The organism is Pseudomonas tremae (assembly GCF_023278125.1).
Taxonomy (GTDB): domain Bacteria; phylum Pseudomonadota; class Gammaproteobacteria; order Pseudomonadales; family Pseudomonadaceae; genus Aquipseudomonas; species Aquipseudomonas tremae.
Map to the genome: position 1 here is coordinate 112,564 of NZ_CP066270.1, position 13,797 is coordinate 126,360.

The following is a 13,797-nucleotide window of genomic DNA, read 5'->3' on the forward strand; positions in this document are numbered from 1 at the left end:
TTCGTTGCAGCCGACATGAACAAGGCCCGAGCCTTGCACCGCCTGGAGAATCCTGATGCCCAACCGCCTTCCTGTGACCGTTCTTTCCGGTTTTCTCGGTGCCGGTAAAAGCACTTTACTGAATTACATACTGCGCAATCGTGAAAATCTGCGCGTGGCCGTCATCGTCAATGACATGAGCGAGATCAACATTGATGGCAGCGAAGTTCAGCGTGATGTCAGCCTGAACCGCGCAGAAGAAAAACTGATCGAGATGAGCAATGGCTGCATCTGCTGCACCTTGCGCGAGGACCTGCTTGAGGAGGTCAGCAGACTCGCTCAGGACGGTCGTTTTGACTACTTATTGATCGAGTCCACCGGCATTTCCGAGCCGCTGCCCGTCGCGGAAACCTTCACCTTCCGCGACGAAGCCGGCCAGAGTCTTACCGACCTGGCGCGGCTGGACACGATGGTCACCGTGGTCGACGGAGTGAACTTCCTGCTTGATTACGAGGCTGCAGAAGGCCTTGCCTCGCGAGGTGAAACTCTTGGCGAGGACGACGACCGCTCGATTACCGACCTGCTGATCGAGCAGATCGAGTTTGCCGATGTGCTTCTGCTCAGCAAAATCGACCTGATCAGCTCCAGCGAGCGTGAGGAGTTGATGGCGATTCTGAAACGCCTGAATCCCGATGCCGAAATTGTACCGATGGTCATGGGTCAGGTGCCTCTGACGAAGATCCTCAATACCGGGCGTTTCAACTTCGAGCGTGCTTCCCAGGCCCCGGGCTGGCTGAAGGAAATGCGTGGTGAGCACGTAGCGGAAACCGAGGAGTACGGTATCGCCTCGACGGCTTATCGCGCTCGTCGCCCCTTTCATCCGCAACGCTTCTTCGATTTCATCAATCGCCCATGGACCAACGGCAAACTGCTGCGCTCCAAAGGGTTCTTCTGGCTGGCCAGCAAATACAAGGACGCGGGCAGCTGGTCACAGGCGGGCGGGCTGATGCGGCATGGTTTTGCCGGGCGCTGGTGGCGCTTTGTGGGCCGTGACAGTTGGCCTCAGGACAAGGAAAGCGTTGCTTCGATTCTTGAAAACTGGTCCGCCGAAACCGGAGACTGCCGTCAGGAGCTGGTGTTCATCGGGCAAAACATTGATTTTGCGCTGCTGACCTCCGAGCTGGACGGGTGCCTGCTCAGCGACGCCGAAATGGCAGATAGCGTCGAGTCCTGGAGCCAGCTGGAGGATCCGTTCGGGTCGTGGCACATGGAAGAGGTGGCTGCCTGATGCTCGCGCCTCTTCTGAACTTTCAGTCATCCGTGCGTCAGGTTCAGGGCGATACGCCCGGCGTGTTGAGCGAGGTATTGGAGAACGATGTCAATCTTGCGGTCTGGCAACGCCGCCTGCCTGCGCACATCGAGGACTTCAGCGCCTTGCTGCTGTCGATGAACGAGCCGCTTGCCGAATCAATGACCCTTGAGGTGAAGGGCGGCGACGTCGAGCCGAATCTGAGCATGCTTGCACCGGGATATGCCGACCTGCATGGCTATCAGGGCTTCATCGCTGACGTTTCCTGGCTGGTGAGCGCCTATGCCTGCCTGTTGGGGGCCGAGTGCGTCGGGCTGCGTCTCAGGGTGCTCGACAAGGCCATGTGCCCGCGCTTCCATGTCGATCATGTGCCGGTGCGCCTGATTACCACCTATGGCGGTGTGGGCAGTCAGTGGCTGCACGAGGATGTGATGGACCGCACGCAGCTCGGTCGTCCTGAAGCCGAGCCGAACGATGCCGCCATCATCCAGCAGGTGGGCAGCGGCGACGTGGCGCTGCTCAAGGGTGAGCGCTGGCATGGCAATGAAGGCTTCGGTCTTATCCACCGTTCGCCGCCGCTGGCGAATAACGAGCGCAGGCTTATTCTGACCCTTGACTGGCTGGCATAAGGCGCTTTACGGCGTTACCCACTGGCCTTTGCTCTGGCCTTCGCAAAAGGGTTTGAGGTACAGCGAATCACTGGCGACGCCGTAATAGTGAATGTTCTCGCGGTAAGGCATGTTGGCGACCTGCGCATTGCGGCAGATGCCGAACGCACCGCTCGGGCACTGCGCAGAGTAGGTCGTCTCAGTCTTCTGCCCGGCCAGTTGTGGCTGGCAGAAGCTGTCTTTGAACAGGTTGGCCGGGATATTGATATTTTCCTGGCAAACTTTGATGTCGAGCCGTTCTGCCTGGCTGTGTACCAGGCAGGCTTGCGCCCACGCCTGGCCTGAAGACATCGCCAGCAGCATAAGAGCCAGGCGAACAGCCCGCCGTATTACTTGCATCGTAACCTTCCCTTGCTCTTCAATGACCCACGCATTCGTCAAAAGTGATCCCATGCTGCAGAACATCCCCACGCACGTCATCGCAGGCCCGTTGGGTGCCGGCAAAACCACACTGATCAAACGCCTGCTGGCGCAGAAGCCTGCCAATGAGCGCTGGGCCATACTGGTTAACGAGTTCGGTCAGATCGGCCTGGATGCCGCATTGTTGAACACCGCCGCTGATGGTATCGCACTTGGCGAAGTGGCTGGCGGCTGCCTGTGTTGCGTCAACGGTGTGCCGTTTCAGATCGGTCTGGGACGATTGTTGCGTCAGGCCCGACCTGATCGCTTGTTGATCGAGCCCTCAGGCCTTGGGCACCCGGCGCAACTGATGGCGCAACTGCGCGAAGCGCCTTGGCGTGGCGTGCTTTCGGTTCAGCGCAGCGTGATGGTGCTGGACTCGGAAGCAATGGCTGCGGGGCTCCCGTTACTTGTCACGCAACGCGAGGCGCTGGTTGAAGCAGGCTTGGTGGTGATGAACAAATCCGAACAACTGGACCTGCCGTCGCGTCAGTCACTGACCGCGCAACTCAAGCCGCATGCCTTGCTGTGGACCCGCCACGGCGAACTGCCGCTGCACTGCTTGCCAGGGTTTGTCGACGGTTCGGCTGTGGATAAACAGTCTGTGGATAACCTTGCGTTACCCGAAAGCGTTGGCCAGCTGCCTGCGCTCTGGGCCAACCCGCGTGTGCCAATATGCCTGAGTCAGAGCAGCCCTGACGGCTGGAGCGTCGGCTGGCGCTGGCATTCGTCGCAACAGTTCGATCTGCAACGGCTGATGCATTGGCTGGAAAGCCTGATCTGGCAAAGGGCGAAGATGGTTATCCACAGTGAGGGCGGCTGGTATTCCGGCAACGTCGCAAACGGCGCGCCGATTGCCTGGCAGGTCAGCGAATGGCGCAAGGACTCACGCCTGGAATTGATTTTCTCGGTGCCCCAGGATGTGGATAAGTTGCAGGCGCAGATGGCGGAGTGTCTGGTGTGATGCGCGCTCAGCACAAAGCTGCACGCTAGCGCCGAGTGGCACCAGCAAGTCCTGAAACACCTGCAAAATGAGTTTTCGTCGGAGCGGGCTTGTCTGCGATGATGCTGCGCGCTGGCTCACGCTCATCCAGACGTCAAAGCTGAATAGCCCGCTACTGCTTCCACTTCTGATGCGATTGACGCCATTCGCTCATCTGAATGACTTCTGCGCTGGGCGGTGGTGTCTTGATTTCGAACGGGTAGGGCGCCAGTTCGATGTGCGCGGTGTGCGCGCCGAACATGGTGATCGTACCGGGGTGGCGTTGTTCGCCTGTGACGGTGAACTCAAAGCCATACACCCGAGCCAGGCGCTTGCGGCCCTGAGCGTCGGGGGCAAAGGTCAGGCGGCGCAGGGCAACGGCATCGTCGAGCAACTGGAGCTCGAGGCGTGCGCAATGCTGCTTCACACGTGCCAGCGCTTTTTCTCGCAAACCGTGGGCGTGCCACCACCAGGCCGCGGCGCACGCGAACAGCATCAGCACGAAAATGTTTCCCAGGGTCAGCATGACGGAGTGCTCCAACAAAGGAGTGACCAGCTTAACTGCCCGGAGGGATTTACAGCCATACTGCGCGACTTATATTTATCATTACTGCACTTGCATCGTGTTCAGGATTCTACCCGCCATGAAACGTACGCCCCACTTGCTCGCCATTCAGTCCCATGTGGTATTCGGCCACGCCGGGAACAGCGCAGCGGTGTTCCCGATGCAGCGTATCGGGGTCAATGTCTGGCCGCTCAACACGGTTCAGTTCTCCAACCACACCCAGTACAAGCAGTGGACGGGTGAGGTGCTGGCCCCGCAGCAGATCCCCGCACTGATCGACGGTATCGCTGCGATCGGCGAACTGGGCAACTGCGATGCCGTCTTGTCGGGTTATCTGGGCAGTGCGGCGCAGGGCAGGGCCATTCTGACCGGTGTGGCGCGTATCAAGGCCGCCAACCCCAAGGCGCTGTACTTGTGCGACCCGGTGATGGGCCATCCGGAAAAAGGCTGCATCGTTGCGCCGGAAGTCGGTGACTTTCTGCTCCAGGAAGCCGCCGCCATGGCGGACTTCATGTGCCCCAACCAGCTGGAGCTGGACAGCTTCTCGGGCCGCAAACCGGAGTCCCTGCTCGATTGCCTCGCAATGGCCCGCGCGCTGCTGGCAAGAGGCCCAGAAGCCGTGGTGGTCAAGCACCTGGATTATCCCGGCAAGGCCGCCGACGGCTTTGAAATGCTGCTGGTGACTGCCGAGGCAAGCTGGCATCTGCGCCGTCCGCTGCTGGCGTTCCCTCGTCAGCCGGTCGGCGTGGGCGACCTTACGTCCGGGCTGTTTCTGGCACGGGTCCTATTGGGTGACGACCTGGTTGAAGCGTTCGAATTCGCCGCGGCAGCCGTCCATGAAGTACTGCTGGAGACCCAGGCCTGCGGCAGCTACGAGCTGGAACTGGTGCGCGCTCAGGATCGCATCGCTCACCCCAGGGTCAGGTTTGAAGCAGTAAAGCTCTGAGCCCGGCGCGTTGTCAGTGGCTTGGGCATCCTTGCCTGAGCCCGCTGATCAAAGCGCTTCTTCCTTGATGTCCTGATAACGCTTTTCCAGTTCCTGGCGAATCTGGCGGCGTTGCTGCGCCTGGATATAACGACGCTTAGCATCGGCAGATTCAGGTTCCAGAGGCGGCACGCTGGCGGGTTTGCGGTTGTCGTCCACGGCGACCATGGTGAAGAAGCAACTGTTGGAATGACGAACCGAGCGCTCACGAATATTTTCGGTGACAACCTTGATACCGACCTCCATCGAGGTGTTGCCGGTGTAGTTGACCGAGGCCAGAAAGGTCACCAGCTCGCCGACGTGTACCGGCTCGCGAAAAATCACCTGGTCCACCGACAGCGTTACCACATAGCGTCCGGCGTAGCGGCTCGCGCACGCGTAGGCCACTTCGTCCAGGTATTTGAGCAGCGTGCCGCCGTGTACGTTGCCAGAGAAGTTGGCCATGTCCGGGGTCATCAATACAGTCATCGACAGCTGGGCGTTTCCGGGTTCCATAGCGTACTCACACGGTCAAGTTGTTCAAGGGACGCCTATGCTGGCGCTCAGAAGGGCTTGCAACAGTTATCGGGACGCTGGCCAGCAGGTGACCGTCACGCACCATAACTATCTGTTTCCATATATTGCACCGGCTTTATGTCGAAGGGGGCAGTGATAACCTGCAAAAACCCGCGGATCGGGTTTTTTCTTACGTTTTAATCGGATTTCGATGACGAACCGGGTGGCTCACGCCTTACAAGGTGTGGCGATGTCGGTTGCGAACGTCATCACCAAAAGGAGCTTCGCCACCATGCATGCCATCAATTTCATTCAAGACCTGGCAGTGATCATGCTGGTGGCGGGCGTGGTGACCATTCTCTTTCATCGCCTTCGTCAGCCCGTGGTGCTCGGTTATATCGTCGCCGGCTTCATCATCGGCCCGCACACGCCTCCGGTCAGCCTGATCCACGATGAGGACACCATCAAGATCCTGGCCGAGCTGGGGGTGATCTTCCTGATGTTCTGCCTGGGGCTGGAGTTTAGCCTGCGCAAGCTGTTCAAAGTCGGTGCCACGGCCTTCATCGCAGCGTTTCTCGAAATCGCCCTGATGATCTGGATCGGCTATGAAATTGGCCAGTATTTTGGCTGGAAGACGATGGATTCGTTATTCCTCGGCGCAATTCTGGCGATCTCCTCGACCACCATCATTGTCAAGGCGCTCAACGACCTGAAGATGAAGAACCAGCATTTTGCCCAACTGATTTTCGGCGTGCTGATCGTCGAAGACATCCTGGGCATCGGCATCATTGCGCTGCTGTCCGGTATTGCGGTCAGCGGCTCGGTCAGTTCGGGCGAGGTCTTTTCCACCGTCGGCAAGTTGTCGCTGTTCATGATCGTGGCGTTGGTCGTGGGTATTCTGCTGGTCCCGCGATTGCTGTCCTATGTCGCCAGATTCGAAAGCAACGAGATGCTCCTGATCACTGTGCTGGGCCTGTGTTTCGGCTTCTGCCTGTTGGTGGTCAAGCTGGAGTACAGCATGGTGCTGGGGGCGTTCCTGATCGGCGCAATCATGGCCGAGTCGCGTGAACTGCTGAAGATCGAGCGCTTGATCGAGCCGATTCGCGATCTGTTCAGTGCAATATTCTTCGTCGCCATCGGGTTGATGATCGACCCGAAAATCCTGCTGGAATATGCCTGGCCGATTGCGGTCATCACCGTCGCAGTGGTGTTGGGCAAGATGATTTCCTGCGGCCTCGGGGCCTTTATCGCAGGCAATGATGGCCGCACCTCACTGCGCGTGGGCATGGGGCTGTCACAGATTGGCGAGTTTTCCTTCATCATCGCAGCGCTAGGCATGACCCTGCAGGTCACCAGCGACTTCCTGTACCCGGTGGCCGTTGCCGTATCGGCGATCACCACGTTGTTGACGCCGTACCTCATTCGCGGCGCCGACCCTCTCTCGCTCAGACTGGCCGCGATCATGCCCGGACGCGTGGCGCGGGTATTCGGTATGTACGGCGAATGGTTACGCAGCATTCAGCCACAAGGACAGGGCGCAGTGCTTGCCGCGATGATCCGGCGGATCCTGCTGCAGGTGGGCGTCAACCTGGCACTGGTGATGGCGATCTTCTTCAGCGGCGGCTACTTCGCTGAACGGCTCGGCGGGTATATGAACCAATGGGTGGGTGACCCCAGCCACCAGAAAGCCTGGATCTGCGGCGCGGCATTGTTGCTGTCGTTGCCTTTTCTGATCGCGGCGTACCGCAAGCTCAAGGCGCTGTCGATGTTGCTGGCAGAGATGGGAGTCAAACCTGAAATGGCGGGTCGACACACCGTACGGGTGCGCAAGGTAGTGGCGGAGGTGATTCCGCTGCTGTCGCTGGTGGTGATTTTCATCATGCTGGCGGCGTTGTCGGCGAGTATTCTGCCGGCCAACGAATTGCTGCTGGTGGTTGCTCTGATTGCTGCGCTTGTCGCTGCATTGCTGTGGCGCTGGCTTATCCGCGTGCATACGCGAATGCAGATCGCCCTGCTCGAAACCCTCGGAAACAATCAGGAATCATCCGGGCATTGAGCCCGGCGATTCTCAGACTGCGCAGCAAGGTGTCTCAGCTTTCCAGCCAGACATCCCGAGCCCAGTGCCAGACCGATTCCCAGCTGTCTTCGGTGACCAGTTCTTCTTCAGCGGACCACAGCAATACAGTGCCGTCTTCCTCGACGCAGTAGTAGTCGTCACCGTCTTGGCAGATAGGGATCAGCTCGCGCGGCACGCCCAGATCCCAGGCAGTTGCACACACTTCCGGAAGGTAGGTGTGTGACTGCGGATCGGTAACGGTGACAGGCTCCAGGCTGCCATACACCACATCGCTGACCGTCAGGAGGAACTCCTTGAAGACGAACGGGATGTTGATGAACAGCTGCTCCTCGATCTCGACCAGCAGGTCTTCGTCAGGCAACTCGAGCGGAACAGGGACCGGCTCGTTAGCTTCACGCAATTGTTCGATGACTTCTTCCACGACACGGATCCTCTCACTTGATGGCGCGGGTTATACAGTAGCGTAAAGCCTTTCTCAAAATAACTATCCGAACGGATAAACAAAAACCCCGGACATGTCCGGGGTTCTGAACGCGAGAACGGTATCTGGTTCAACCGTTCTGGCGAATTCCTGCTACCAGCCAGGGCTGGTTATCGCCTTGCGGTCGCTCCATGTTCCAGCTTTCGCTGAACACTTCGCCCTGATCAAAGCGTGACGTCTTGGAGACACCGGAGAACGTCAGCGTGGCGATAGTCTTGTCGGCACGATCATCGACACCGTCCAGCTGAAAATTGAGGTTCTCGATGTAGGTCGACTGGAAGCCGTCGCCCAGGTCGGCACGTTCTTTTTTCAGGAACTGAAGCATTTGCGGAGTGACGAACTCGGCAATCTTGTCCATCTCGTTGGCGTCCCAATGCTGCTGCAATGACTGGAAGTGACCGCGAGCGGCTTCCAGAAAACGTTCTTCATTGAACCAGGCCGGTGCATTGATCGCTGGTGGGGCAGAAGCCGGCGACGAACTGCCGAAAATCGGGTTCTGTGTCGGCTGGCTGGTTTCACGCTGGTATGGCGCACCGGCAGGAGCCATTTTAGGCTGTTGCTGCTGACGACGGCGCGCGATGAAGCGGAAGATCAGGAAGGCGATCAGGCCCATGATCAGGATGTCGAACAGCTGCAGGCCGTTGAAGCCGTCGCCCATAAACATCGACGCCAGCAGGCCACCGGCAGCGATACCGGCCAATGGGCCTAGCCAGCGGGAGGCGCCGCTTGCGGCAGGGGCAGGGCGGCCAGCAGCGTTAGGTGCAGCGGCCGGAGCCGCCGGTGCGGTCTGGCGTGCCTGATGCGTAGGCGCCGAGCCCATGCTCTTGCCGCCACCGAAGCGCGCGGCATTCACATCCAGGCTCATGGTGAGCCCGATGCAAAGCGCCATCGCGATGCTTAGAAAACGTTGCATAAGGGTATTCCCGTTTTGTGATTGCATGCGCGCCATGTTGCACAGCAGAGGCCTGTGTGACCAGCGCGTTAGTGTTTCGGACTTTTACACAAATAGCGTAGGACTTTTCAGCTCGCTTCGTAAGATGTGCATGAGGGTTATCGTTCATCACTTCAGCGTGGGAATGCGTTGGGTGACGCTTCGCGTCACAAATCTGCGTTGCACCGCGCATTCCAGCCCTAAGCAGAGCGTCTGAAACTGCATTACCACGCTGAGTGGGAACGATATTCACGTCCATGCCGTTCGGCCTACAACGGCACCAGCTTCGCATACCCCATCATCAGCCACTTGCTGCCTTCGGAGAAGTTGACCTGCACGCGCGCCTGAGCGCCTGCGCCTTCGAAGTTGAGGATCACGCCTTCGCCAAACACCGCGTGCTGCACACGCTGGCCCATGGTGAACTCGGTTTCCGGAATGCCGGTGCCGTTGAACAGGCTGCTGCTGTTGAACTTCGGCGTGCCACCGAACGGGCGGTTGACGCTGTTGGACAAGCGCACTTCCTGAATCAGCGCAGGTGGAATCTCCCGCACGAATCGCGAGACCTTGTTGTAGGTCTCGCTGCCGTACAGACGACGCGTTTCGGCGTAGGTCATCACCAGCTGTTTCATCGCGCGGGTAATGCCCACGTAGGCCAGACGGCGTTCTTCTTCCAGGCGACCCGGTTCTTCCAGGCTCATCTTGTGCGGGAACAGCCCTTCTTCCATGCCCACCAGAAACACATGCGGGAATTCCAGACCCTTGGCGCTGTGCAAGGTCATCAACTGAATACTGTCTTCGTGTTCCTGCGCCTGCGTATCGCCAGCTTCCAGTGACGCATGGCCCAGGAAGGCCGCCAATGGTGTCAGATCTTCTTCGCTCTCGTGGTTCTCGAAGGCCCGTGCAGCGCTGACCAGTTCCTCGAGGTTTTCTACGCGAGCCTGGCCTTTCTCGCCTTTTTCCTGTTCGTGATACGCGATCAGCCCGGACTGTTCGATGACCGTCTGGGTCATCAGGTGCAGCGGCATTTCCATGACCTTGGCGGACAGGTTCTCGATGAGTTCGATAAACCCGCCCAGCGCAGTGGCCGCGCGGCCGGTCAGGCCCTTGTTGGCGACCAGCAGACGCATGGCTTCCCACATGGAAACGTCGGCATGACGCGCATGCTCGCGAATGGCTTCGACGGTTTTCTCACCGATGCCGCGCGCCGGTACGTTGATCACCCGCTCCAGCGCCGCATCGTTACCGCGGCCTTCCAGCAGGCGCATGTACGCCATCGCGTTCTTGATCTCGGCGCGTTCGAAGAAGCGCTGCCCGCCATAGATCCGGTATGGAATGCGCTCGCGCAGCAGTGCTTCTTCCAGCACTCGCGACTGGGCGTTGGAGCGGTAGAGAATGGCGATATCGTTGCGCGATATACCGGTTTTCAATGCGCTTTCAATGGTCTCGACCACGTAGCGCGCTTCGTCGTGCTCGTTGAAGGCGGCGTACAGATTGATCAGCTCACCATCACCGACATCGGTCCACAGCTCTTTGCCCAAACGACCGCTGTTGTTGATGATCAAGCCATTGGCGGCCTTGAGAATGCTCGCCGTGGAACGGTAGTTCTGCTCCAGACGTATGACTTCTGTGTCCGGGAAATCGGATGAATATTGGTGGATATTCTCGATCTTCGCGCCGCGCCAGCCGTAAATGGACTGATCATCGTCGCCGACCACCATCAGGCTGTCGCCACCTTGGGCCAGCAGACGCAACCAGGCGTACTGCACGGCGTTGGTGTCCTGGAATTCGTCGACCAATACGTGGCGGAAGCGACGCTGATAGTGCGCGAGCAGGCCCGGATTGTCGCGCCACAGGTCGAGCGCTCTCAGCAGCAGTTCGGAGAAGTCGATGACGCCGGCCCGCTGGCAGGCGGCTTCGTAGGCTTCGTAGACGCTTTTCATGGTAGTCAGGAAAAGGTCGCCGCTGGCCTGAATGTGCTTGGGGCGCAGACCCTCGTCTTTCTGACCGTTGATGAACCACTGGGCCTGACGCGCGGGCCAGCGTTGCTCGTCCAGGCCAAGCTCGCGCATCACACGTTTGACCAAGCGCTGCTGGTCATCGCTGTCGAGAATCTGGAAGGTCTGCACCAGCCCGGCTTCCTGCCAGTGCGCACGCAACAGGCGGTGTGCCAGGCCGTGAAAGGTGCCCACCCACATGCCGGCCGGGCTGATGCCCATCAGCTGTTCGATGCGGTGACGCATCTCGGCAGCCGCCTTGTTGGTGAACGTCACCGACAGCACCGAATGCGGCGAGGCTTGCTCGACCTGCATCAGCCAGGCGATGCGATGCACCAGCACACGGGTTTTGCCGGAGCCTGCACCGGCCAGGACCAACTGACGACCCAATGAGGCGGCTACGGCCTGACGTTGGGCATCGTTGAGAGAATTAAGAAGAAGAGAGAGATCATCGCGCATCGGCGCATTCTAGGGTGCTGCGCCAAGGTCGGCAAACCATGCTTTGCGTCAGACAACAAAAAACAGACGGTGCAGACGACCGGTCATCGCCTGCGATGCGCGTCGGATGTGCCCCGGCTACTTTTACTTATCAAGCAGCCCGCCAGGTGGGTTCGTCCTTTCCCATGATGTAGGATTATTCCCACATTTTTTTTGCGAATTATCCTTTCAAAGCCTGTGCAGTGCGTCTCAGCGTCGTTTAACTGGGCGGTTTGCAGGTCATGTAGTATAACTACAAGAAAGCTACACCCAGCCCATAATCCTCTTGCCGAGTCTGCCTCTTGAATCTGCTGCAACACATCGCCCAGTCACGTGATCTGCTTCGCAAATCGGAGCTCAAGGTAGCCGACCATGTGCTGCTTGACCCTGCGGCCGTGATGCACAGTTCCATGGCTGATCTGGCGCACAGCGTCGGGATCAGCGAGCCGACCATTGTGCGGTTCTGCCGCGCCATCGGTTGCACCGGGTTTCAGGACCTCAAGCTCAAGCTGGCCCAGAGCCTGGCGGCGGGTGCCAGTTTTGGGCAGTTCGCGATTCATGAAGACGATTCGGTCGCTGACTACAGCCTGAAGATTTTCGACACCACGCTGCACACGCTGATGGAAGTGCGTGAAAACCTTGACCCTCACGCGCTGCAACTGGCCGTGACAGCGATGGCCGGTGCCAACCGGGTCGAGTTCTACGGTTTCGGTGCCTCTGGCGCGGTGGCTGCCGATGCACAGCACAAGTTCTTCCGCTTATTGCTGACGGCAGCGGCCTATTCCGACCCGCACATGCAGGCCATGTCGGCCGTTACGCTCAAGCCCACCGATGTAGCCGTGTGTATCTCCCAGTCGGGGCGTTCCAAGGATTTGCTGATCACGGCCAATCTGGTTCGCGAGAGCGGTGCAACCCTGATCACGTTGTGCCCCAGCCAGACGCCGCTGGCAGAACTGTCCTCGGTCAATCTGGCCATCGACGTGCATGAAGACACCGAAATCTACACGCCGTTGACTTCCCGCATTGCGCATCTGGTGGTCATCGATGTGCTTGCGATGGGTGTCGCCATGGCGCGAGGCCCGAGCCTGGTCAATCACCTGAAGAGCGTAAAGCGCAGCCTGCGCGGCTTGCGCCTGTCGCCGAAGTCGATCAAGACCCACGAAGACTGATTACCGCTGACAGCGCAGAATTCATCGATTTGTCACCTGCGTGCCGCCTGACTGTCACTCGTGCGCCTCATTCTGATGCTCCCGTAAAACGTATTGGGAGACAGGACATGGCTCGGCATTACGATGATTTACCCAACAGCACCGTGAAAACCCGCCGTCAGCAGGAAGATCAGCGTCGCATGGAGTTTCGTCGGGCAATTGAGAGCTACAGTGAAGCGCGTCAGCTCAATCAGGAGCTTTGCGACTATATGGAAGGCATGCACAGTGCCGTCTGGCAGACTATCAAGTTGCCTGCGGTCGACCGTCGAAGCGCTCGACAAGCTGGGTGATCTGCGCACGTTCGGTGCGGATGAACGCCAGAAACGCATGCGCGACAGGCGAAAGGCGTTTGTCTCTGGCCTGAACCACGCACCAGCTTCGGTATAACGGCAGCTCCGCCACGGGCAGCTCCACGAGCGTGCCGGTGGCGAGTTCGTGGCAGACTGCGTGCCGCGTCAGCATGGCCAGGCCTAGGCCAGCCACCACGCATTCGCGTTGGGCCTCACTGGACGACACCTCAAGCGTCTGGGCGAAATGCACGTGTTTCTCTTTGAAGTATTCCTCGCAGGCCCGACGGGTGCCCGAGCCTGTTTCCCGGGTCAGCAGTGGCCACGGCTCGAGATCCCTCAAATTCAGTGTTTCACGACTGCTCAGCGGATGATCGGGCGGCGCGATGGCGACTATCGGGTTATTCAGGAACGGCAGAAACTCCAGTCCCATGTCTAGTGGAACTGCTGACATCACTACCAGATCGTCGCGGTTATCCGATAATCGCTTGATGATCTGCGCACGATTGACTACCATCAAGCTGAGACTGACTTCCGGGTAGAGACGTTTGAACGCGGCGAACAGGTGCGGGATGAAATACTTGCAGCTCGACTCTACGGCCAGCTTCAGTTGGCCTTGCAGCGATCCCTGCATGTCCGACAGCTGCATGTCCAGATTTTCCAGGCGCCCGAAAATATCCCGGCTGGCCAGCTGCAGTGCTTCGGCCGCCTCGGTCAGGTAGAGCTTCTTGCCGACGTATTCGAACAGCGGCTGGCCGATCAGCTCTTCAAGCAGCTTTATCTGCAAGCTGACGGCAGGCTGGGTCAGCGACATTTCTTCGGCTGCACGGCTGTATGAGCGCAGATCGCACACTTCGTTGAAAATTCGCAGCTGACGCAATGTCATGCGCATCAAGGACTTACGCATTCAAAAAGCCTTTTTGATCGTGTAGGAAAAGCAACTATAAGCTTTTACTTATG

14 protein-coding genes are annotated in these 13,797 nt (G+C 58.9%); 7 read left to right on the plus strand and 7 right to left on the minus strand.

Translation table 11 applies throughout. The annotated features are described in order from the left end of the window. Window positions 1-55: 55 nt before the first annotated feature. Together zigA and I9H09_RS00485 are read left to right on the plus strand one after the other, a co-directional pair. Window positions 56-1,267, plus strand: a complete 1,212-nt coding sequence (gene zigA, locus I9H09_RS00480) for a zinc metallochaperone GTPase ZigA (RefSeq protein ID WP_005895012.1) — start codon at window positions 56-58, stop codon at window positions 1,265-1,267. Further along, window positions 1,267-1,917 carry a DUF1826 domain-containing protein gene (locus tag I9H09_RS00485; RefSeq protein WP_005895016.1) on the plus strand — a complete coding sequence of 217 codons (651 nt, stop codon included), beginning with the start codon at window positions 1,267-1,269 and terminating at the stop codon, window positions 1,915-1,917. Before zigA ends, I9H09_RS00485 begins: the two co-directional genes overlap by 1 nt. A gap of 6 nt (window positions 1,918-1,923) precedes the next feature. Here the strand turns inward: I9H09_RS00485 and I9H09_RS00490 are convergent, their stop codons facing one another. Continuing rightward, window positions 1,924-2,295 carry a hypothetical protein gene (locus I9H09_RS00490; RefSeq protein WP_054989353.1) on the minus strand — a complete coding sequence of 124 codons (372 nt, stop codon included), beginning with the start codon at window positions 2,293-2,295 and terminating at the stop codon, window positions 1,924-1,926. 52 nt (window positions 2,296-2,347) lie between these two features. Here I9H09_RS00490 and I9H09_RS00495 point away from each other — a divergent pair, with 52 nt between their 5' ends. Beyond that, window positions 2,348-3,319, plus strand: a complete 972-nt coding sequence (locus I9H09_RS00495) for a CobW family GTP-binding protein (protein ID WP_122347536.1) — start codon at window positions 2,348-2,350, stop codon at window positions 3,317-3,319. 151 nt (window positions 3,320-3,470) lie between these two features. Here the strand turns inward: I9H09_RS00495 and I9H09_RS00500 are convergent, their stop codons facing one another. After that, window positions 3,471-3,863, minus strand: coding sequence for a DUF3301 domain-containing protein (locus tag I9H09_RS00500; RefSeq protein WP_053931740.1), 393 nt, complete (start codon window positions 3,861-3,863; stop codon window positions 3,471-3,473). A gap of 118 nt (window positions 3,864-3,981) precedes the next feature. On the opposite strand from I9H09_RS00500, the gene pdxY reads away from it, so the two are divergent. Further along, complete coding sequence (gene pdxY, locus I9H09_RS00505; RefSeq protein WP_005895026.1) at window positions 3,982-4,848, plus strand: pyridoxal kinase PdxY; 867 nt, start codon at window positions 3,982-3,984, stop codon at window positions 4,846-4,848. Between the two features lie 48 nt (window positions 4,849-4,896). On the opposite strand, the gene I9H09_RS00510 is transcribed toward pdxY, so the two are convergent. Further along, window positions 4,897-5,382: an acyl-CoA thioesterase gene (locus I9H09_RS00510; RefSeq protein WP_005895029.1), complete on the minus strand. Its 486-nt coding sequence runs from the start codon at window positions 5,380-5,382 to the stop codon at window positions 4,897-4,899. A 292-nt stretch (window positions 5,383-5,674) separates the two neighbouring features. On the opposite strand from I9H09_RS00510, the gene I9H09_RS00515 reads away from it, so the two are divergent. Then, window positions 5,675-7,438 (plus strand): cation:proton antiporter, encoded by a 1,764-nt coding sequence (locus I9H09_RS00515; protein ID WP_122347533.1) that lies wholly within the window; start codon window positions 5,675-5,677, stop codon window positions 7,436-7,438. A 34-nt stretch (window positions 7,439-7,472) separates the two neighbouring features. Here the strand turns inward: I9H09_RS00515 and I9H09_RS00520 are convergent, their stop codons facing one another. The 3 genes from I9H09_RS00520 to uvrD all read right to left on the minus strand — a co-directional run bounded on the left by I9H09_RS00520 (window position 7,473) and on the right by uvrD (window position 11,324). After that, window positions 7,473-7,880 carry an SMI1/KNR4 family protein gene (locus tag I9H09_RS00520; RefSeq protein ID WP_005895035.1) on the minus strand — a complete coding sequence of 136 codons (408 nt, stop codon included), beginning with the start codon at window positions 7,878-7,880 and terminating at the stop codon, window positions 7,473-7,475. 130 nt (window positions 7,881-8,010) lie between these two features. Then, entirely contained in the window at window positions 8,011-8,853 is an 843-nt protein-coding gene (locus I9H09_RS00525; RefSeq protein WP_122347532.1) for a Tim44 domain-containing protein, read from the minus strand. A 287-nt stretch (window positions 8,854-9,140) separates the two neighbouring features. Beyond that, on the minus strand, window positions 9,141-11,324 hold the full coding sequence (uvrD, locus tag I9H09_RS00530) for a DNA helicase II (RefSeq protein WP_005895041.1): 2,184 nt from the start codon (window positions 11,322-11,324) through the stop codon (window positions 9,141-9,143). 320 nt (window positions 11,325-11,644) lie between these two features. On the opposite strand from uvrD, the gene hexR reads away from it, so the two are divergent. Beyond that, a complete protein-coding gene (gene hexR, locus I9H09_RS00535; protein ID WP_005895044.1) occupies window positions 11,645-12,511 on the plus strand; it encodes a transcriptional regulator HexR in 867 nt (288 codons plus the stop codon). Between the two features lie 143 nt (window positions 12,512-12,654). Continuing rightward, window positions 12,655-12,840, plus strand: a complete 186-nt coding sequence (locus I9H09_RS00540) for a PA3496 family putative envelope integrity protein (RefSeq protein WP_005895046.1) — start codon at window positions 12,655-12,657, stop codon at window positions 12,838-12,840. On the opposite strand, the gene I9H09_RS00545 is transcribed toward I9H09_RS00540, so the two are convergent. Continuing rightward, the gene (locus tag I9H09_RS00545; RefSeq protein WP_122347531.1) at window positions 12,794-13,744 is read right to left on the minus strand and encodes a LysR family transcriptional regulator; all 951 of its coding nucleotides are present in this window, start codon (window positions 13,742-13,744) and stop codon (window positions 12,794-12,796) included. The two genes, I9H09_RS00540 and I9H09_RS00545, sit on opposite strands and share 47 nt — an antisense overlap. Window positions 13,745-13,797: the final 53 nt, after the last annotated feature.

What these genes read in the sequence shown, in the direction of transcription:
- I9H09_RS00525 (WP_122347532.1), bottom strand. Translation starts at nt 8,853, where the DNA reads ATGCAACGTTTTCTAAGCATCGCGATGGCGCTTTGCATCGGGCTCACC.
- I9H09_RS00510 (WP_005895029.1), bottom strand. Translation starts at nt 5,382, where the DNA reads ATGGAACCCGGAAACGCCCAGCTGTCGATGACTGTATTGATGACCCCG.
- zigA (WP_005895012.1), top strand. Translation starts at nt 56, where the DNA reads ATGCCCAACCGCCTTCCTGTGACCGTTCTTTCCGGTTTTCTCGGTGCC.
- I9H09_RS00490 (WP_054989353.1), bottom strand. Translation starts at nt 2,295, where the DNA reads ATGCAAGTAATACGGCGGGCTGTTCGCCTGGCTCTTATGCTGCTGGCG.
- pdxY (WP_005895026.1), top strand. Translation starts at nt 3,982, where the DNA reads ATGAAACGTACGCCCCACTTGCTCGCCATTCAGTCCCATGTGGTATTC.
- I9H09_RS00500 (WP_053931740.1), bottom strand. Translation starts at nt 3,863, where the DNA reads ATGCTGACCCTGGGAAACATTTTCGTGCTGATGCTGTTCGCGTGCGCC.
- uvrD (WP_005895041.1), bottom strand. Translation starts at nt 11,324, where the DNA reads ATGCGCGATGATCTCTCTCTTCTTCTTAATTCTCTCAACGATGCCCAA.
- I9H09_RS00545 (WP_122347531.1), bottom strand. Translation starts at nt 13,744, where the DNA reads ATGCGTAAGTCCTTGATGCGCATGACATTGCGTCAGCTGCGAATTTTC.
- I9H09_RS00495 (WP_122347536.1), top strand. Translation starts at nt 2,348, where the DNA reads ATGCTGCAGAACATCCCCACGCACGTCATCGCAGGCCCGTTGGGTGCC.
- I9H09_RS00485 (WP_005895016.1), top strand. Translation starts at nt 1,267, where the DNA reads ATGCTCGCGCCTCTTCTGAACTTTCAGTCATCCGTGCGTCAGGTTCAG.
- I9H09_RS00515 (WP_122347533.1), top strand. Translation starts at nt 5,675, where the DNA reads ATGCATGCCATCAATTTCATTCAAGACCTGGCAGTGATCATGCTGGTG.